Genomic DNA, 19,413 nt, shown 5'->3' with positions numbered 1-19,413 from the left:
TTGGAGTTTTGCTATATACTATAGATAGGGGCGGATGCAGCTGGCCAGCATCCGCTTCTTCCTGATTCTAAGGAGAAAGGAAGAACCTTATCTTTGAAACCTTCGAGAGCAAATCACCCACTGGAATTTCGGAACACGACGGAAAGAGGACTGAACTTGGATACGGTTCATGAGAGGATCCTGCATTTCATGCGTCTTGAGCCGGCAGGTACCTACAAGTTTATCATTGGAACGGATTGTCAGGTGCACTCAGGCCACACCAAATTCATCACAGGTGTAGTGATTCAGCGGCTTGGAAAAGGAGCGTGGGCATGCTATCGTCAAGTGATTGTCCATCGGGCTTTGCATTCAATTAAGGAAAAGCTTTCGATGGAAACAGCACTCAGTGAAGAGATCGCGACGTACTTTGACGAGGCTAAACGAGAGGATATGGAAAATATTGTTCTTCCTCATCTGTACCAAGGAGCCTCTTTCGATATGTACATTCATATTGATGCAGGTGACGATGAGAATAAGAACAGGACGGCCAAATACGTTCAAGAGATGGTGCGGCGAGTAGAGTCTGTCGGCATGGTGCCTGTCATTAAACCGGATTGTTATGTGGCATCGGCCTATGCGAACCGGTTCTCTAAGAAACCTTATCTTCCCTTGTATGAAGATCGTGAGGTAAAGGATGGCAGTTTATAAGAGAAGATTGAACCGTTAGTTCTATATGATCACTACGATCATTTGAGCCGGCGGTTTTTTGTTTTCTCATCTTGATCTCTCGGTTAAAATGTCCGGTGAAAAAAGGGTTTTCAAAGTTGATTAGCGAAATAAATGCTGATACACCCTTAGAGAGAGGAGACGGATAAGTTATGAGCAAAACATTTATCATAGAAGCCGTTATGCTCGCTGTGCATGGTCAGTTAATGCTGCCAGGCCAGCCGGTTACCTATATAATCCCTTATACAAGCATTCAAGAGTTATATGAATTACAGGCAGGCAGCGAGCCGATCATGCTGGAGGAAGAGGATGATGGTTTCGTCAAACAAATGATTGGCGAGCTGATCACGTTCTTCGAGGAATCATTTAATAAGAAAAAAATTGAAAAAGCACTTGTTGCACCATGGCGGAAAAGTCCTCCGCTGCCAATCAACGAGAACGTCACCTTGATGGTTGTGTTAGCCATCGATACAGAGGCTTATGGCGAGCATTTTGATCCGATTGAAACGGAGTTAATCCTCAGTTCCATGAAGGAGCAAGCACCCATTTTAACGGATCAGTTCGATCTGATCGAGAGGCTGATTCAAGCCGAAATTCCTGTCCAAGCGTTTGATGTAGAAGACTTCGAATTCGCGGTGGAAGGCGACAATCAAGTTTAGTGAAAGGAGCTGGTGAATACAATTATGCGAGTTAAAGATTTTGAGGAGCAATTGGCCTTATTGCCTGCATACTGGTTTCCTGGTCAAGCTTGGACCATCCGTGTAGGTGCGGGCGGCATGAATAATACAACAAGATTTGTTGATGTAGCAGGTACTTCCTATGTCCTGCGGTTGTACGAAACTCATCGCGATATCGATAAAATCATTTTTGAGCATCGCATTCTGCTTGCTTTGAACAAACGAAAAAATCAACTGCCTTACCGAATTCCAGTGCCAATCGAACTGCCGGACGGTGGAACGGTTGTACAACTGGATGATAGCCAAGGAAAACTCGCGGCGTTATTTACCTTTACGGACGGGATAAATCCCACCTGGGTGAATGCTCAGCAATTGCTGCATTACGGAGAGGCTGTTGGTCAGTTATCTGCTGTTTTGGGAACGATAGCTGTCGATTTGAAGCCTGTTTACCCACCTTACTACGAGATTGAAAATATTCATCCCCGCTGCACGCCGGATGCGATCCGCGAATTCTGTCTGCATCCACCGGAACCGTTTTTCGCGCAGCGTGAGGAGCTCCTATATATTTTTGAACGATTTTCCGCGTTATATCAAGCGATTCCCTCCTTGCGTAAACTGCCTCATCAACTTGTGCATGGCGATATTAACGGTTCCAACATGCTGGTGGATGAGGAAGGTCACATTACCTCCGTTCTGGACTTTGAATTTATCACGCGCGATCTTCGGGTTATGGAAATTGCGGTCTGCTTGTCCGATTTGATTGATCCTGCGCTGCCGAAAGCGGAGTTGAAGCGAAATTGTGCCGCTTTCTATCAAGGTTACCAACAATTCGCCCAGTTAAAAGAAGCGGAAATTCAAGTGCTGCCGTTATTGATTGAGCTGCGGAGGCTGGATGTCTTTATTCACTTCCTGGGACGATATGCAGATGGTGTTGATCCGCAAGGTGTGCTGATTGATATTATCCAGAATACATGTGATAAGACAAAATGGCTGCAGGAACATAGCACAGAGCTTGTACGTTCTTTACAAAATAAGCAATTAGACTAGAGGAACTGTACAACCGTAAGCATCATTGCGGGAATACCTTATAGTACCAAAGGAAAAGGTGGTGCTGGTGGTATGCCAAAAGGTGCTTATCTGGGAAATGTACGTGCAATACCAAATTGCGGCCGTTTTTGTACGAATGTTTGTACACGTTTGTTTGTAGTTGGCCGGAATCAATGTATCGCAGACTGTTTACGCTGTGCGGGAATTCGAGGAACTGCGAAGTCGAAAGCGCTGCTCATGAACAAAGAGATCTATAAACCAAAAGGTAAAGGGAAATGCGGCTGTGGTTGCGGTAAATGCAAGTAAGTTCTGAAACTGTCGAGGCGACTCGGCAGTTTTTTTGTTGCCGGGAACGAGTCTGAGAGAGCCTACTAACCTAAAGGTAAGTAAGACACGTTTTTTTCAGTTCTTTTTTTGTTGCCAGCGTTCGCCTATACTGTACTAAGAAACCAAACTTTGGTGAAACTTTAATAGATACTTACAACGTAAGTTTTCTATGGACATTTTGAAGGAGGACTCACATGGTTTATCAAGCAAGCTCAACACGTTATGCAGAAATGAAATATAATCGTTCCGGAAAATCCGGACTTAAACTGCCAGCGATTTCATTAGGTCTATGGCACAATTTCGGGGGATTGGATATTCACGAGAATGGACGAGCTATGCTGCTTCGTTCTTTTGACTTGGGGATTACACACTTCGATTTGGCTAATAACTACGGCCCGCCTCCAGGCTCTGCTGAAGAAATGTTCGGCAAAGTATTGAAAAGCGACCTCGGCGCATACCGGGATGAGATGATCATCTCTACAAAAGCTGGTTACCACATGTGGGAAGGACCATACGGGGAGTGGGGTTCCAAGAAGAATCTAATTTCTTCCCTGGATCAAAGCTTGAAACGCATGGGCCTTGATTATGTGGACATTTTCTACTCACACAGACCTGATCCAAACACGCCTTTCGAAGAAACAATGGGCGCTCTTGATCAAATTGTTCGTCAAGGTAAAGCTTTGTACGTTGGTCTTTCCAACTACACGGCAGAACAAACAAGAGAAGCGGTTACCATTCTGAAAGGGCTTGGCACTCCTCTGCTGATCCACCAACCTTCTTACAGCATGCTGAACCGTTGGATCGAAGGTGGCCTGCAGGATGTGCTGGATGAATTCGGCGTGGGCAGCATCGCGTTCTGTCCGCTTGCTCAAGGCTTGCTGACGAATAAATATGTGAGCGGAGTACCAAGTGATTCACGCGCAGGCGGGAAAAGCCAATTCCTGAACACGAAGGACATTACGGAAGAGAAGTTGAATCAAATTATTCAACTGAACGAGCTGGCTGCTAGCCGTGGCCAAAGTTTGGCGCAAATGTCGCTGGCTTGGGTGCTGCGCGGCGGACGTGTTACTTCAGCGTTGATCGGCGCAAGCCGTGTATCCCAGATCGAAGAAAACGTTGCAGCTTTGAAAAACCTGGAGTTCGCTCCGGAAGAGCTGGAACAAATTGAAAAAATCCTGAAGTAAGCTTCAGGATTCCAATCGTTTATCAATCGCTTCGGACATGGTTCGGTCGGTCAGATGCGCGTAAATTTGCGTCGTTTCCGGCGAAGCGTGTCCAAGCTGCTCTTGCGTTTTGTATAGATCATTTTGCAAGTAGTAATCTGTAGCGAATGAATGCCGCAGCTTATGAACGGACAAATAAGGTTTGCCAAAACGCTTCGCATATTTGATAACGAGCTCTTGTATGGCCCGTTTGGTCATACGAACGCCTTCTTTTTTGCCATTCGCAATGGCAAGGAAGAGGGCTTTTTCTTTTTTTAGCGGCTTATATTGGGTCTGCCGAATAGCTAGATAATCCGTTAGCGCCTCAATGGCATCCTGACGGAAGTAGACAGGCGTTTTGAACGTATCATCATTTTTACCTTTGCGGTAGACATGCGTTAACTTCTTCTTCAGATCGATATCATCGACATTCAGATTAAAAACTTCGGATACGCGCAAACCGGAATTCAAAATTAACGTAATGATGCAGATATCTCTAATTTTGTTGCGTTCATAAGAGTAGATAGCCTGCTTGTTGGAGGCTACATCATGCTCGTACCCATTCTGGACATAGTCGATGAATTGAGCAATCTCCTCTTCCTGCAGCAGTTTCCCTTCGAGCTTGGCGGCACTATCCTTGGGCTTGTGAGACCGCTTAATTTCCACTTTAGCCATGACATTTCGCTTCAGCAGCGGGTAGAAATTCTCGTCTTCGGCAATTTGGCTTAAATAATGGAACAGGGATCGAAGAGCGGAAAGCTTCCGGTTCACCGTCGTCTTGACATTCGCGTGTTCTCTCCGAACAGCAAGAAACATACGGAAATTATCGACGCTGTCCATATGTAATACCTCTAAATCTTCGATAGGCACTTGATTGATTGATGGCGCCGTGCTTAATCCTTCGGCCAGCATCCAGGATAAGAAAATTTCATAATCGCGCACGTACTCTAGCAAAGAGGAGGGTGAGAGATCCGGCAGCTTATAATTAATAAATTTCTCTATATACCAAGGCATGGTGGGGATTCTTTTCTCTAATTCTTGGCGGTCTTTGACTTTAATAATGTTCATAGGCTCTAGTCACCTCTTTAACGTATGCATGTTGTAAGTATAGCAGTGAGGGAGGGAAATTGGTAGAAGAAGGATGGCTCTGAGGCTTCACACCCTATGTTATGATAGCTAGATCCAAACTTTATGACGCACTTATACGTCCTACCTCATAGAAGACACATAATACGCGCGTATTAAAAGGAGCGTTTTTACACTCATGAGCCTACAACCCAATCTGGAGAAATTGTTAATTACCTGTATAACGGAACATAAAGATCACGTTTACCGTTTGGCATACAGTTATGTGAAAAATCAGGAAGACGCGCTTGATATTGTTCAAGAAGCGATCCATAAAGCGTTTGCCTCGGCGGGATCACTGAAAAATACAACGTCGATGAAGAGTTGGTTTTATCGTATTGTTGTGAACACTTCGCTGGATTTCTTACGGAAGCACAAGAAGATGCAGGTCGTGGACGAAACGATGCTGGAAGCCATGGACTCTGGCAGTGAAGACGTGTATGCCAATATGGATCTGGAGATAGCGCTGGATGAACTGCCGACGATGTATCGCAGCGTGATTACCCTTAGATATTTTGAGGATTTGAAAATCGATGAAATTGCCGAAGTGCTGAGTGAAAATATTTCGACAATTAAAACCCGATTATATCAAGCCCTGAGGCTGCTTCGTATTCGTATGACCGATGAAAATCCAGAGGAGGCACTCTAAGATGGATAGGAAATTAGATGAGATGAAACAACAATATATGGATGTCCCGATCCCCAAAGAGCTTGATTTTATCGTAACGAAAGCCATCCAACGTCATACGAAGAAAAAGAGAAGTCTCAAATGGTTGTCAGCTGCTGCAGCCGCGGTGATTATTTTTGTCGCTGGTATCAACACAAGTCCTGCTTTTGCTCATGCATTGTCGGAAGTACCTCTGGTGGGGAACTTGATTAAGGTGCTCACGTTTAGAGAATATATGTTTAAAGACCAGACTTATGAAGCCAAGTTGGAAGTGCCCGTGATTACGGACATGAAAAATAAGGAACTTCAGGAATCTCTGAATCAAAAATATCAGGAAGAAGCGAAAAAGCAGTATCAAGATTTCATGGCGGAAATGGATAGCATGAAAGCAGCGGGCAGCGGAGGGCATTTGGGCGTAAACAGCGGTTATGTCGTGAAGACCGATACCGATCGCATTTTGTCCGTAGGAAGATACGTGGTAAACATGGTTGGATCGTCTTCGACCACTTTTCAATTCGACACGATTGATAAAAAGAAAGAAATTCTCATTACACTGCCCAGTTTGTTCAAGGATGAGCGGTATATCGAGGTGATCAGCGAGAATATTAAGTCGCAGATGACGGAGCAGATGAAATCGGATCAGGGAAAAGTATACTGGGTGGAAGGTTCTCCGGCACCGGTACAAATGAGCGAAGTCTTCAAGTCCATTAAAAAAGATCAAAACTTTTATATCAATTCGGATGGTCAACTTGTGATTTCGTTTCAAAAGTATGAGGTTGCGCCAGGTTATATGGGCGTTCCTGAATTCATCATTCCAACCGGTGTGATATCCGATCTTCTGGTCAGTAAAGACGAATATCTTCGATAATTAAAGCTGCGATGGATGAGAGGAATAAGATCGGCTCATTTTACTAAAATTAATCGTGTATGGAAAATTCGAGCTGGGGGTTCTTTTATGCCACAACAAAACCAACAAGATCAGGATGACAATAAGCAAAACATTGAACAAATTAAACAGTTTGCCCAAAAAGCGGAGCAAGCTGCTGAACAAACCCTGCAGGTAGCTCAGGAGCTTCACTCCCAGGCTACCGCAGCTGCACTCTCGGAGGCGGAGCAGGAGATTCAGCAGCTGCAGTCTCAAATCAAGGATGCGCAGCAGAAATCGGCTACCCTCAAACAGGAGCTTGATTCCCTTGAACAATCTGGGAATTAATTGAAAAAAGGTATTGTCTGTACATGACATGATGTGTTAAGATGTGGAAAATAAACGGAAGGGCTTCTAGGGATCCGAATCCACACGGATGGCGAACCAAGCGAAGCCGACACGGATGAAGACGTGTTACACCGTAAGGGATAAAAGACCTTCGGAAAGTTCCGCCTGCATAGGCGAAACGGACCGAGAGGTCTTTTTTGCTTTAGTGAATGAAAGGACGGTGGACCTGATGGAGTCGATTCGTGTTCAGCAGTTAGGGAAGTCATTTCAAATGAAGAAGAAAGAGGAAGGATTCATCGGCAGTGTTAAGGCGCTCATTAGGCCGCAATACACCGAGAAAGTAGCTGTTGAAGGCATTACGTTCTCTGCGGCTGGAGGAGAAACGCTAGCCTTCCTCGGCCCGAACGGAGCGGGGAAGTCAACGACGATCAAGATGCTGACCGGGATCCTGCATCCCTCCACAGGTGAGGCGGAAGTACTGGGCTGTTGTCCTTGGAAGGAGCGAAACAAGCTTAGTTATCAGATCGGCTCTGTGTTCGGCCAAAAATCGCAGCTCTGGTACCATCTGCCGCCGATCGATACCTTTGAGCTGATGAGCCGTATCTATGAGCTGCGGCGAAGTGAATATATCAAACGGCGTGACGATCTCATCGAGCGGTTCGAGCTTGGTCCCTACTTGCAGACCACCGTTCGAAAGCTGTCACTAGGCGAGAGGATGCGCTGTGAAATCGCAGCTTCCTTGCTGCATCGTCCCCATGTGCTCTTCCTGGATGAACCGACTATCGGATTAGACGTGGTTGTAAAGCAGCGCATCCGAGAGCTTATTCTGGAGTTGAAGCGGGAAGAGGGGACAACGATTTTTCTAACCTCTCACGATGCCGGCGACATTGAACGGCTATGCGATAGAGCCATTGTGATCAATCATGGACGAATTGTGTTCGATGATCGTGTTCAAGTGATGAAGCAGCGCTTCATGACTCACAAGACAGTACGCCTTGTGCTGGAAGACGAACCAGGCGAGATGGAACTCGAAGGCGTGACGTTGCTGGAAAAAAACGGCGTGGGACTCTCCCTCTCGGTGGATACAGGGCTAACAACGATTGAAACAGCCTTATCTCAGATCATGGCGGCTCATAGAATTGTTGACGTCACGGTAGAAGATCCGCCTATGGAGGATATCATTACTCGCATGTACGGGGACTATGGCAAGGGAGGGACGGAAAATGAACTCCTGGAGCAAATCGGTTAAGTATGTTTTTATCGGCAAAATCACACTGCGTAATCAATTTGCCTATATGATTGATTTTCTCATTCGATCGATCTTTTTGCTTTTGATCTTATATATATTCCTTCAGTTGTGGCAGACGACTTTCCATGGGGAAGGCACAGATACCATTGCCGGTTATAGTTTTAAACAGATTATGTGGTATCTGGTCATTACGGAATCGATGATTTTGGCTAGTCCCAGCTTGTGCACGCGGGTTGAAGAAGAAGTGAAAAGCGGCGACATTGTGTTTAAATTCGTTCGTCCGGTCAATTTTGTCGTTTTCCATTTTGTCGAATATATGAGCGAAGCAGCTATCCGTTTTATCGTAAACGCTATTCTTGGCACCCTTTTGGGGCTGTTAATCATTGGGCCGCCGCATTTCGGCTATGGGTTGTTATGGCTTCCGTTTATTGCGCTTTGCGGTTTCACGGTTAATTTTTTACTGAATATGGTATTAGCCCTTTGCGCTTTCTGGGTGGAAGAGACTCGGGGGTTGGAATTTGTGTACAATAAATTTCTATTTACCATCGGCGGCATGCTGATGCCTCTTGAACTATTCCCTGATGCGCTGCAGCAGGTAGGCCGCTGGCTCCCCTTTCAAACGATTGTTTATCTCCCAGCCAAAACAACGGTGGCTTTCGATGCCTCCAATCTGGCCGGAACGATTTGCACACAGCTAATTTGGATGCTGGTGATCGGTGTTATCGTTTTCCTCGTGTATCGGAAAGGAGTGACAAAACTCAATGTTAACGGTGGATAGCAAGCGTTTGCCAACAATCAGCGAATACGGGCAGCCCGGGAAGTTTAAGCGATTACTTCGATTTGTTCTAGCGTGCTGGAAGCTCAATCTGGCGGGAGCCATGGAATTTCGCTTGAGTTTTCTGCTTACCGCCGGCATGATGATCATCAATAATGTGGTTTGGATCGTATTCTGGGGAATTTATTTTGGCCGATTCCATGTGTTGAATGGATGGGAGATGCAGGATGTGATGATGCTGTGGGCCGTAGCAGCCGGAGGTTTCGGGGTGATGGCCACGTTCTTTGGCAATGCGACCCGGATATCGAATCTGATTGCGACCGGACAGCTTGATATTTATTTAACACAGCCAAAGCCCGTACTGCTGCATGTTCTCATTAGCCGGATGTCGGTTAGCGCCATTGGTGACGTCTTATTTGCCCTATTGATTTACGCCGCTTTTGGAGATAAGTCAGGGCTTGGTTTACTTAAATTCACACTGGCGATGGTATTATCGACGCTGATTTTTATATTTTTCACTGTCATTGTAAATTGTCTCGCTTTCTGGTTGGGCAGCACGGAGGGACTTAGTTTGCAGTTGTATAATGCACTTTTAACTTTTACAACTTATCCGACCAGCATTTTTAAAGGGTTCGGTAAAATCGTTTTATTCACCGTGCTGCCAGCGGGATTTATTAGCTACTTGCCGATTGGATTGTTACGTGAAATCGATCTGCCGTTTATTTTAGCTGCCATTGGTATTGCTCTATTCCTTTGCGTTGTCGCTATAAGCCTATTTTATGGAGGGTTAAGAAGGTATTCATCCGGTAACATGATGGGACTGAGACGTTAGAAAGCATAGCATGCTTATGAGCTGCGCATACTACTCAGGTGGCAGACATATTACGTAAAACAAAGGAGTCGATAGGAATGTCAAGACGCCGGCGCGGTCCAGTACCGAATCCGAATATGCAAAGCCAACCTAACGGTATGATGCAGCAAACGTTTCAAGCAACGTCTTCGTATCAACCAAGCATGCAACAAAATTTTATGCCGCAAGCCCGTAATGATCAATATCAGTACCAGACCTATCAGGGCGGAATGCCTGTTCCGGGATCTTCCGGCGACATGAGTGCCCCGTATGGTCAACGAAATACGGGTATTAATCACGCGGACGCGCGTAATGTGGGGTTCCAAGGTGGATATACGGGGTATGGAGCGAATGGTCAACCTACACAGTATGGTACGTTTATGAGAGATGGAACGCAGTACGGGGCAGGACCTCATACGATCGATCCGAATAAAGCGATTATTCAAGCTGTTCATTATGGAGACGGCGGCATTCGCAGCGTGCAATTTCAAGATGGCCGAATCGTGGATATTGCCGATGCAATAGCGATGACGGAAGCTGGATTAATTGAAGATGTGAATACGGGGCGAAATCGTGAAGGGGAAAAGACGCTAAGATCGTACCCGGATGGAGATCCAAGCAACAACTTATCGAATTTACCTCGGTTTTAAAAAGGGATGACATCAAGCAGTTTGCTGACAAGCAAGCTGCTTTTTTACTTTTTCAAGATTTTTCTCGAAAAACATCATTTCTGATGTCACACAAACTCAATGCCAGTTGTCTTATTAATGGATGGTTCTGGGCAGTTTTTTCACAGAGAATGGTTTATTTGGGTTTGTTTCATAATACTTAAAACAGATTGAATTTTAAATCAAAGAGAAGAGGCTATTATGCAAAGTTATACCATGGACCCACAACTTCATAACATCGAAGATTTGTATAAAACCTATAAGTCTCATTTGTTTGCAATAGCTTACCGCATGCTTGGGTCTAGCTCCGATGCTGAGGATATGGTGCAAGATTTGTTTATCGGCATGCACGGTTATCTGAATGATAATATCAATAATATGAAATCATATTTAAGCAAAATGATGATCAATCGGTGTTTGAATGAATTGAAATCGGCGCGAAAAAAACGCATAAGCTACGTAGGCAATTGGCTTCCGGAACCATTGGTCCAATTGAGTGAGGATAATCCGCTCGATAGCATTGAACGTCATGACACGATTTCCTATGCCTTTCTTGTACTGATGGAGAAACTAACGCCGCTAGAGCGAGCTGTATTTATCTTAAGAGAAGTTTTTGCGTATGAGCATAGCGAAATAGCCGAGATGTTTAATAAAACCGAAGTGAATTGCCGTAAAATTTATAGTCGGGTCAAGAAAAAAGTTGATTTATCTACGGAAAAAAATGATTACTTACTAATGCATCCCGTTGAGGAAAAGGAACTGGTTACGCGATTTATCTCTGCGCTTTCGAACGGCAACGTTCAATCCCTCGTGGACTTGCTGACCGAGGATGTCATCTTGGTTGCTGATGGTGGTGGGAAAGTGTCGGCTGCAGCTGTGCCAGTTTACTTGAAAGAACGTGTGCTTAAAATATTGCAGGCTCTTTCGTCAAAATTTCCGGAAACGGACGCTCATCTCGTTGAGGTTAATGATCAGCAAGGAATATTGTTAACAAAAGATGGCGTGCCAACTGGCGTCATTTCTTTTGAATGGGATGCCTATAAGCTGGCTGTGCAGCGAATTTTCATCATTTTGAATCCAGATAAGTTAAAACATTTAGCCAGTTCCATGTAAAAAAACTCCGGTCCCTGCCTTGAAGCGGGGGTCGGAGTTTTGTCTATGGTGCGAACAACTTGCGCCGTTTCTTTATACTGCCAATTGTCCATAAGGTTAAAGGGATGGCAATGTACGCGAGCGGATAAAAGATACTTATAAGAAACTTGTTCTTCAACGTATAAGAAATTCGAATATTGTATGAGCTATAGACGACAAATGCCAGTAAAATAAGCGCAATGCTGCAGGCAATGTATTTCCAATTCTTGATGCCTGTCCACTCGGACAACCCGTAACTCATAATAAATAAGCAGATCGATAGCTTGATAAAAGCTCCGAATAACCATAGCGGAATGTAAAAAGCATCGATATTTTGAATGAAATTAAGAATGGATACCAGCTTGGAGAGTGAATAGACAGGAACTAATAATTGCGAAGCTACATCGGGACCGGCGACGAATAAAAGAACGAGCGCGGCTAAAACACCCCATATCATCGAGATACCTGTTCCCCATAGGATTGCTCGCGCGGCTGTTTGCTTGTTCTCTGCGAAAAAGAACAACATCAATATGATGGAGGGATCCACCATGTAGCAGTACGAATGAAAAGTGCCTTTTAGTATTTGCAACCAACCTGAATCCACATAGGCGGGAAATATTCTTGTTGGATCCATGTCCTGAGGATTGAGAAACAACTGCAAGAACAGCATGAATACGAAGATGGGGCCAATGACCTCTGCGCATCGACTGATGGTCGTAATCCCACCCTTATACACGGCATACGAAATCAGAAATAACATAAAGAGCAAGATAATGATCGTGGGTGTATTATGCAGCAAAACTAAATTCACAAATTCCGCATTCCCTTCTGCAATCGTGGACATTTGCAAAAACCAAAGAAGAAAATAGACGATTACAATAATTTTGCCCAAAAAAGTACCCAAGAGGTCTTTCATAAAGCTCACTAATGTTTTTTCTTTATTTTGCATACAAACACGGAGCATCACCCAGGTAATTGCCATCATTAACAAGCCGCCAAGCAGGATAGAAATCCAACAGTCCTGATGAGCTTGCTCCGCGGCCAAATGGAGAGGAAGATAAGAAAGTACGATAATAGAAGAGATGCAAACCAACCAAAACATCTGATAACTACTTACTTTCATACAGCCTTCACCCTCTTTAGCTTCTTCGTTTTATTTGCCCGCCGGTTGCTCCGATAGATCTTAGTCGGACATTCGCTTGAATCGTCACATCGAGTTGTTTAAAGTTGCCATCCCAATCTTCTTTATGCGTTCTCCACCATGTTGGATAATGGCGGTGCAGGTAAGCACCGATTCCGAAAACGTCAGGACCCCAATTTTGAACTTTTTTCAATGTTGGCTGTAACTCTTCTCTAAGCTGATCATTCAAATGTTTCTGTACTTCAAGCAGGTTGCTTACTTCGGACATGTCCATTTGAGTGGTGTTTTCAAGCAAGTAGGCTTGCGCTTTTACAGTTAAAACAACTTGTCTGGGATCATTGTCGCCAACTGATGAAATTTCGCGTTTTAGATGGGTTAATCGGAAGGATAGCTCCCCCTTGCCGTCCTTCCACGGAATGGTCAGAACCCGTACCCCGTCTTTGCCGGACATCCAGGCTGTTTGACTGCCCTCTACATCATCCAAAACCCCACCTATTTTAAGCTTGTTGTTTAAAACCGCGTAACCGGATAGTACGGCCATGGGATCCTTTTTATTTCTGCTTACTTGCGTATTTTGAATTTGCAGAATAGGGACGAGTGTTCTGTGTTCCTCTGCACTACTGTCGATAATGAATTGCCTGGTGGAGTAACTCTTCATGCCATTGATGTGCAGTTCTTTTCCCGCGGCAATGCTAGAGAGATGCTCCAAGGGGTGCTTGGACATTAGGAAATCTTTCGCGCTTTTTCCTTTTATCATAACGGTAATATCTCTTTGATTGTTGGCAGGATCTCTTCCAAGTTCGTCAAATAGTTTGTCCACCTCGTTCTTACTGAAAAACTCTTCACTAATCGCAATAATGACACGATGATTCGTCAATAATCTCCGCGACAATTTTTTTTGTATTTTTTCGCTGGCATCAAGAATATCCCTGCCTTTGGCGGTCATGACAATGTAGCCGTCTGAATCTCCGGATCCGCCCCCTTTGGACGAACCATTGATCTGGGAAGGGATACAGATCTGATGGCTGATTTCAATTTGCCCATCCTCGTCGTGATCAAATGCAGTACCCAGCACAAATGCCAATTGATTGGGTTCTACAAAATCGGTGCAGGCCGAGGCAAATAATAGAAGGGTAAGGGATGCGCTTATCACGATAACAAAACGGATCATGTTTGACGGCCTTTCTTATTTAAAAGGTTCTTGAATCTAAAAGGGAAGCGGATAATGACATCTTTGAACCGTTTGGCGTCAAACGGAGCAATCGGGCTCAAGAAGGGGGTTCCAAATGATTCAAGCGACACCAGATGAATCAGTAAAAAGATTATGCCATAGGCAAAGCCGACGAAACCAAGCCAGCCGGATATGAACAGTAAGAGATATCTGATGAAACGGAAGGGCAGCGTGGCGCTGTACCTCGGTATCGTGTAAGCCGCGACTCCCGTCAAGGAAATCACGATGATAATCGGTGTAGAAATAATTCCGGCTTCTACGGCCGCTTGTCCGATGACCAAGGCGCCAATAATGCTGACGACGGGTCCGAGTTGATTGGGAAGATGGACGCCTGCTTCCTGCAAGCCGTCAAAAATAAACATCATCAGGAATATTTCGATGACAGTAGGAAAAGGGCTGTTTTCCCTTGCCGTTGCAATCCCGATCATGAGCGAGCTTGGGATCATTTCCGGGTGGAACGTCGATAAGGCCACGTATATCGCGGGCAAAGAAAAGGAAGTGAAGGTCAAGATATATCGGACCAGACGTGTCAGAAAAACAAAGATGAACCTCTCGAAATAGTCATCGGCTGATTGCAAACCCGACCATAACGTAATGGGGAGAATTAGGACAAAGGGGGTCCCATTTGTTATGATTGCGATTTTTCCCTCTAAAAGACTTGCCGCCACAATATCTGGCCGTTCGGTATTCTGAATTTGTGAGAAAATGGAGAATGAGTTATTCTCAAGACATTCCTCGAGATAAGCGGAATCAAGAACACCCTCAAGTTCTATGGCTTTCAGCTTAGCTCTTACCTCCGTCAATACCTGCTCATCCGCTTGTCCCGTCAAATAAGCAAGGACGACTTCAGTTTGCGTATAAGTGCCGACCGTAAAAGATTCCATTTTCAAATCAGAGTGAACGATTCTTCTCCGAATCAACGTTGTATTCGTGCGAAGATTTTCGACGAATCCTTCTTTGGATCCCCGTAAGGTTGCTTCTTTTTTTGGCTCTTGGATGCCTCTTGTCTCGTATCCTTGCACCTGTGCAATAAGCGCGGTTGCCGCATCATCTACTAATAATCCCAAACTGCCTTGCAGGATGTGCTGGACAAGATCTTCTAACGTACGATCCGTCTTGACATCCGTCAATGGAACCCATTCCTGAGTAAACATGTCAGCAAGAGATTGAATCCGATCCATGCCTTGGGGGAGACCGTTGAAAATTAGCGGTTTAAGTACGTTATCCTCGATACTTTGCAAGCGAGTCATACCGTCGAGATAGACGAGGATTAGTTTGGTTTCATCTTTTAACATAAAAGATCTTATAACGACATCCGAGCAATCGCGGAATTGTTCTCTAAGATAGGCTTCGTTCACTTCGATTGACCTGCTTATTTCACTCATCGAGGATCACCCCGTGCATAATAGATGTTGGATATTATTAACAGAGTGTTATTTCGTTATGCAGGGTGATGTAGGATGTCACACTTTGAAGACGCCAATTGTCTTAATAGTGTTATGAAATAAAAAACAGTGGAGGTAACAAAAATGACACAACGTATAAATTACATGCAGCAATCACCGGAATTCACCAAAAAAATGATGGATTTCAGCAACGCTGAGAAGGATAGCTCCATTGAGGAAACAATTCTGCATCTGGTTCACATCAGAGCTTCACAAATGAATGGCTGTGGATTCTGCGTGGATATGCACGTCAAACAAGCCAAAATTCATGGTGAGAGCGAGCTTCGTCTCTATCACCTTCCAATTTGGCGCGAATCCACGTTGTTCTCACCGCGCGAACGTGCTGCATTAGCATGGACTGAAATCCTGACCAAGCTTCCTGAACATGGCGTACCTGATGAAGTGTATGACCGAGTTCGCGGCCAGTTGTCGGAGAAAGAATTGTCTGATTTGAGCTTCTCCATCATGGCGATCAATGCTTGGAACAGAATCAACGTCGGGTTCAAAACAGTTCCAGGCTCGGCTGACGCAGCATTCGGCTTATCGAAAGCTGGACTGAAGTAATTCGTTCATACTTTCATTTATTTGGAGCATACAGATTAGATCATTTCAATCAAAATACTAGGAGGAATTCATATGAAAATCGTTGTAATCGGTGGTAGTGGACTTATCGGAAAAAAACTTGTAAATAACCTGCGTGAACTTGGCCATGAAGTTGTGGCAGCATCACCTTCCTTAGGCATCAACTCGGTTACTGGTGAGGGGCTTGCTGCGGCAATCAGCGGCGCACAAGTTGTCGTTGACGTTACGAACGCTCCTTCGTGGGAAGATCAAGCTGTATTAGACTTCTTTAAAACGTCAACACGAAATCTTCTTGATACAGAAGCTGCTGCAGGCGTGCAACACCATGTTGCGTTGTCGGTCGTTGGTACGGATGGCTTGCTTGAAAGTGGATATTTCCGTGCGAAAATGGCGCAAGAAGAGATGATTAAAGATTCTAAAGTACCATATACAATCGTTCGTGCGACGCAGTTCTTCGAGTTCGTTGAAAGTATTGCTCAATTCTCGACGGAAGGGGAAACCGTTCGGATGCCGTCTGCCTTTATTCAACCGATTGTTTCCGACGATGTGGCTGCCGCGCTTGTGGACTATGCACTCGAGGCTCCAGTGAATGGCACTGTTGATCTGGCTGGTCCGGAGCGCATGGGTCTTAATGAACTTGTGCGTCGTTTCCTTGAAGCCAAAAAGGACGCAAGACAGCTTATCACAGACGAAAATTCACGCTATTATGGCGTGTTGTTGAAGCAGCAATCCCTCGTTCCACTAGGAGAAGCGCGTATTGCTCCAACACATTTTGAAGAGTGGTTAAACCGCTCTACGAATTAAGAAGAATAGACTGCAATGCCGAAAAGGGGATCTGCTTGAGTGCAGATCTCCTTTTTTTTCATCCAATAAATAGCTCCTCGGAAGATGTCACGTATTGTTGCCGCCAGTTGCCTTATTAGTGTCGATCCGAATAGCTCATACCATACCCCCAGGAGGAATCATAATGAAAATAGCTATTATTGGCGGTGGATTAGCCGGATTAACAGCGGCAGCATACTTGACTGAGAATCCACAGGTTGAAGGAACTTTATTCGAACGCAGTCCGCAATTAGGCGGGCGAGCTTTTACCTATGAAAAGGCTGGATTCACATTGAACTACGGCGCACACGCGATCTATGGCATCGACCGCCATATCTTGTCGTCCATGGAACACGAATTGCGTCTGACATTTTCCTCAAAGCAGGTAGATAAGCGCAAAGTCGTTTATTCGAAAGGTAATCATCTTACAACGGCGCCGCTGGACGCTATTAATCTTTTAACAACGGATCTGTTAAGCACCATGCAGAAAGTAAGATTTGTCGGAGATATTACGGCGATTATTGCCAATATTCATAACTTGAAAAATTACAACACCTTAGACGACTATTTCGAAGCCTCCAAGGCGGATGATGATGTGAAGGAGTTATGGGAGCATTTGGTTTGCTCCAACTTTTTCATTGCTCCTGAAGATGCTCGCCATGTTTCCGGAGCTGTGATCAGCGAGTACTATCATAATTTGTTCCTGTCGACGAAACCAGTCAATTACATCTTAGGAAGTTGGTCCGTTATTACGAATCAATTGAAGCAGAAAATAACGACTTCTGGCCAATGGGAAATCGCCATGCAGGAAAGTGTTGAAGAACTTCGATATGAGAATCAAAAATTCGTTCTGCAGACAAAAAATCGTACGCAATCCTTTGATAAAGTTGTTTTTGCCATGCCGGTTCAACAAGTCATCAAATTTCTCAAAGGTACGGCTTGGGAGCCATTCCTTACTCCATATGAATCCAATACAGCAACCGAAGTGATGATCTATGATGTTGGATTAAGTCAGGTTGTTGCAAGACCTTTTACGTATATAAGCGATATGGATAATAAAATATTTATCACGGATGTGTCGGCAACGGACCATACGCTTGTCCCAGAGGGTGGACAACTGCTGCAGGCAATTGCTTATTTGAAAGATCATTTTGATAATGAGGAGCAGCGTAAAACCTACTTGGATGATAAGAATTCACAGATGGAAGCACTCTTCGATCGGCATTATCCAGGATGGCGCGACGTTACCGCGGTGAAACGCGTTTCCAAAAAAGCCATGGTTTCCAGCGTGAAAAACGTTATTACAAATAAGTTACTGCCAACTCGTATCGATCATGTTCCGTTCTATTTTTGTGGAGACGGCTGTGAGGGGAAGGGAGAGCTTGCAGAAAGAGCTTTCTCCAGCGCTCGAAGTGTGGCTTTGTCCATTGTTAACGAAGTTCATGATGCTTTACAAATGGTTTGAATAATTTGGTACTCGAACGCTGCAAAATGTATGTCACACTTCAAAGCAGCCAATTGTCTTAATTGTGTAAAGAAAAACAATCAAAGAGCAGCACAATTGAGGTATATAAAAATGGCACAACGTGTAAATTATATGCAGCAATCACCGGATCTTTTTAATAACATTACAGACATAAAACCAGGAGGAATACATCATGAAAATCGTCGTTATTGGTGGTAGTGGGCTAATTGGGAAAAAACTCGTAAACAACCTGCGTGAGCTTGGTCATAACGTAGTGGCTGCATCACCTTCCTTAGGTATCAACTCCGTTACAGGTGAAGGACTAGGTGAAGCCATTAGCGGTGCGGAAGTTGTCGTCGATGTTTCGAACGCTCCTTCATGGGAAGACCAAGCCGTATTAGAGTTCTTTGAAACATCAACTCGTAATCTTCTTGCAGCTGAAGCTGCTGCTGGCGTGAAACATCACGTTGCTCTATCCGTCGTTGGTACGGACGGCCTTCTGGAAAGTGGCTATTTCCGGGCAAAAATGGCGCAAGAAGAAATGATTAAAGCATCCAAGGTTCCTTACACAATCGTTCGCGCGACACAGTTCTTCGAGTTCGTTGAAAGCATTGCTCAATTTTCTACGGAAGGGCAAACCGTCCGGATGCCGTCCGCCTATATTCAACCGATTGTATCCGACGATGTCGCTGCCGCGGTTGCGGACTATGCGCTTGCGGCGCCGGTGAATGGTATTGTGGACCTGGCTGGTCCAGAACGCATGGGTCTTGATGAACTCGTTCGTCGCTTCATGACCGCTAGAAAGGACACTCGGCAGGTAGTGACAGACGAAAATTCACGTTACTATGGCGTGCTATTAAACCAACATTCTCTTGTCCCTCTTGGGGATGCACGTATCGCTACGACACTTTTCGAAGATTGGTTAAAGCGCACTTCAAATTAAAAGGCTGCGAACTGTTTTAGTAGGAGGAGACCCGTATTTTGCGGGTCTTCTTTTTGTATAAATTCGGAGTTAATATTTGTATGAAATTTTAAAATTGACATCGAGTATACTCCAGGTACTATTCTTGGAACTAGGCGAAGTGACTTCA

The 19,413-nt window shown here is 44.7% G+C and carries 20 protein-coding genes; 16 read left to right on the top strand and 4 right to left on the bottom strand.

Annotated elements, in window-relative coordinates; all coding sequences use genetic code 11:
- The first annotated feature begins 93 nt into the window (after positions 1–93).
- The 4 genes from ACKTT9_RS22345 (at position 94) to mgrA (ending at position 3,940) form a co-directional block, all read left to right on the top strand.
- Positions 94–687, top strand: a complete 594-nt coding sequence (locus ACKTT9_RS22345) for a ribonuclease H-like YkuK family protein (RefSeq protein WP_246239259.1) — start codon at positions 94–96, stop codon at positions 685–687.
- A gap of 170 nt (positions 688–857) precedes the next feature.
- Positions 858–1,364, top strand: coding sequence for an ADP-heptose synthase (locus ACKTT9_RS22340; protein ID WP_407867702.1), 507 nt, complete (start codon positions 858–860; stop codon positions 1,362–1,364).
- Between the two features lie 24 nt (positions 1,365–1,388).
- Complete coding sequence (locus ACKTT9_RS22335; RefSeq protein ID WP_407867701.1) at positions 1,389–2,429, top strand: phosphotransferase enzyme family protein; 1,041 nt, start codon at positions 1,389–1,391, stop codon at positions 2,427–2,429.
- 521 nt (positions 2,430–2,950) lie between these two features.
- The gene (gene mgrA / locus ACKTT9_RS22330; protein ID WP_407867700.1) at positions 2,951–3,940 is read left to right on the top strand and encodes an L-glyceraldehyde 3-phosphate reductase; all 990 of its coding nucleotides are present in this window, start codon (positions 2,951–2,953) and stop codon (positions 3,938–3,940) included.
- Positions 3,941–3,943: 3 nt separating this feature from the next.
- On the opposite strand, the gene xerS is transcribed toward mgrA, so the two are convergent.
- Positions 3,944–5,026 (bottom strand): tyrosine recombinase XerS, encoded by a 1,083-nt coding sequence (xerS, locus tag ACKTT9_RS22325; RefSeq protein ID WP_407867699.1) that lies wholly within the window; start codon positions 5,024–5,026, stop codon positions 3,944–3,946.
- 196 nt (positions 5,027–5,222) lie between these two features.
- On the opposite strand from xerS, the gene ACKTT9_RS22320 reads away from it, so the two are divergent.
- The 8 genes from ACKTT9_RS22320 to ACKTT9_RS22285 all read left to right on the top strand — a co-directional run bounded on the left by ACKTT9_RS22320 (position 5,223) and on the right by ACKTT9_RS22285 (position 11,618).
- Entirely contained in the window at positions 5,223–5,732 is a 510-nt protein-coding gene (locus ACKTT9_RS22320; RefSeq protein ID WP_407867698.1) for an RNA polymerase sigma factor, read from the top strand.
- A 1-nt stretch (position 5,733) separates the two neighbouring features.
- On the top strand, positions 5,734–6,618 hold the full coding sequence (locus tag ACKTT9_RS22315) for a DUF3298 domain-containing protein (RefSeq protein ID WP_407867697.1): 885 nt from the start codon (positions 5,734–5,736) through the stop codon (positions 6,616–6,618).
- An 87-nt stretch (positions 6,619–6,705) separates the two neighbouring features.
- Positions 6,706–6,963, top strand: a complete 258-nt coding sequence (locus tag ACKTT9_RS22310; RefSeq protein WP_157321097.1) for a hypothetical protein — start codon at positions 6,706–6,708, stop codon at positions 6,961–6,963.
- A 229-nt stretch (positions 6,964–7,192) separates the two neighbouring features.
- Complete coding sequence (locus ACKTT9_RS22305) at positions 7,193–8,212, top strand: ATP-binding cassette domain-containing protein (RefSeq protein ID WP_407867696.1); 1,020 nt, start codon at positions 7,193–7,195, stop codon at positions 8,210–8,212.
- On the top strand, positions 8,187–8,990 hold the full coding sequence (locus ACKTT9_RS22300) for an ABC transporter permease (protein WP_407867695.1): 804 nt from the start codon (positions 8,187–8,189) through the stop codon (positions 8,988–8,990). The genes ACKTT9_RS22305 and ACKTT9_RS22300 overlap by 26 nt, the downstream gene beginning before the upstream one ends.
- A complete protein-coding gene (locus ACKTT9_RS22295; protein ID WP_407867694.1) occupies positions 8,974–9,819 on the top strand; it encodes an ABC transporter permease in 846 nt (281 codons plus the stop codon). The genes ACKTT9_RS22300 and ACKTT9_RS22295 overlap by 17 nt, the downstream gene beginning before the upstream one ends.
- Positions 9,820–9,896: 77 nt before the next feature.
- Positions 9,897–10,487, top strand: coding sequence for a DUF3892 domain-containing protein (locus ACKTT9_RS22290; RefSeq protein ID WP_407867693.1), 591 nt, complete (start codon positions 9,897–9,899; stop codon positions 10,485–10,487).
- A 219-nt stretch (positions 10,488–10,706) separates the two neighbouring features.
- Positions 10,707–11,618 (top strand): RNA polymerase sigma-70 factor, encoded by a 912-nt coding sequence (locus tag ACKTT9_RS22285; RefSeq protein ID WP_407867692.1) that lies wholly within the window; start codon positions 10,707–10,709, stop codon positions 11,616–11,618.
- A 43-nt stretch (positions 11,619–11,661) separates the two neighbouring features.
- Here ACKTT9_RS22285 and ACKTT9_RS22280 read toward each other — a convergent pair whose 3' ends face one another.
- From ACKTT9_RS22280 to ACKTT9_RS22270, 3 genes are read right to left on the bottom strand one after another with little or no spacing between them, the layout of a single operon-like run.
- The gene (locus ACKTT9_RS22280; RefSeq protein WP_407867691.1) at positions 11,662–12,759 is read right to left on the bottom strand and encodes an endospore germination permease; all 1,098 of its coding nucleotides are present in this window, start codon (positions 12,757–12,759) and stop codon (positions 11,662–11,664) included.
- Positions 12,760–12,775: 16 nt separating this feature from the next.
- Positions 12,776–13,948, bottom strand: coding sequence for a Ger(x)C family spore germination protein (locus ACKTT9_RS22275; protein ID WP_407867690.1), 1,173 nt, complete (start codon positions 13,946–13,948; stop codon positions 12,776–12,778).
- Positions 13,945–15,393: a spore germination protein gene (locus ACKTT9_RS22270; RefSeq protein ID WP_407867689.1), complete on the bottom strand. Its 1,449-nt coding sequence runs from the start codon at positions 15,391–15,393 to the stop codon at positions 13,945–13,947. Before ACKTT9_RS22270 ends, ACKTT9_RS22275 begins: the two co-directional genes overlap by 4 nt.
- A 144-nt stretch (positions 15,394–15,537) precedes the next feature.
- Between ACKTT9_RS22270 and ACKTT9_RS22265 the strand changes: the two genes are divergently transcribed.
- The 4 genes from ACKTT9_RS22265 to ACKTT9_RS22250 all read left to right on the top strand — a co-directional run bounded on the left by ACKTT9_RS22265 (position 15,538) and on the right by ACKTT9_RS22250 (position 19,265).
- Positions 15,538–16,017 (top strand): carboxymuconolactone decarboxylase family protein, encoded by a 480-nt coding sequence (locus ACKTT9_RS22265; RefSeq protein WP_157321082.1) that lies wholly within the window; start codon positions 15,538–15,540, stop codon positions 16,015–16,017.
- A gap of 72 nt (positions 16,018–16,089) precedes the next feature.
- Positions 16,090–16,839: an SDR family oxidoreductase gene (locus tag ACKTT9_RS22260; RefSeq protein WP_407867688.1), complete on the top strand. Its 750-nt coding sequence runs from the start codon at positions 16,090–16,092 to the stop codon at positions 16,837–16,839.
- Between the two features lie 163 nt (positions 16,840–17,002).
- The gene (locus ACKTT9_RS22255; RefSeq protein WP_407867687.1) at positions 17,003–18,322 is read left to right on the top strand and encodes an FAD-dependent oxidoreductase; all 1,320 of its coding nucleotides are present in this window, start codon (positions 17,003–17,005) and stop codon (positions 18,320–18,322) included.
- Positions 18,323–18,515: 193 nt separating this feature from the next.
- A complete protein-coding gene (locus tag ACKTT9_RS22250; RefSeq protein WP_407867686.1) occupies positions 18,516–19,265 on the top strand; it encodes an SDR family oxidoreductase in 750 nt (249 codons plus the stop codon).
- Positions 19,266–19,413 lie beyond the last annotated feature (148 nt).

Source organism: Paenibacillus sp. P36, from assembly GCF_045866505.1.
Taxonomy (GTDB): Bacteria; Bacillota; Bacilli; order Paenibacillales; family NBRC-103111; genus Paenibacillus_E; species Paenibacillus_E chondroitinus.
The sequence above is the reverse complement of the archived record's forward strand: the minus strand, read 5'-3'. Positions and strand labels throughout refer to the sequence as shown.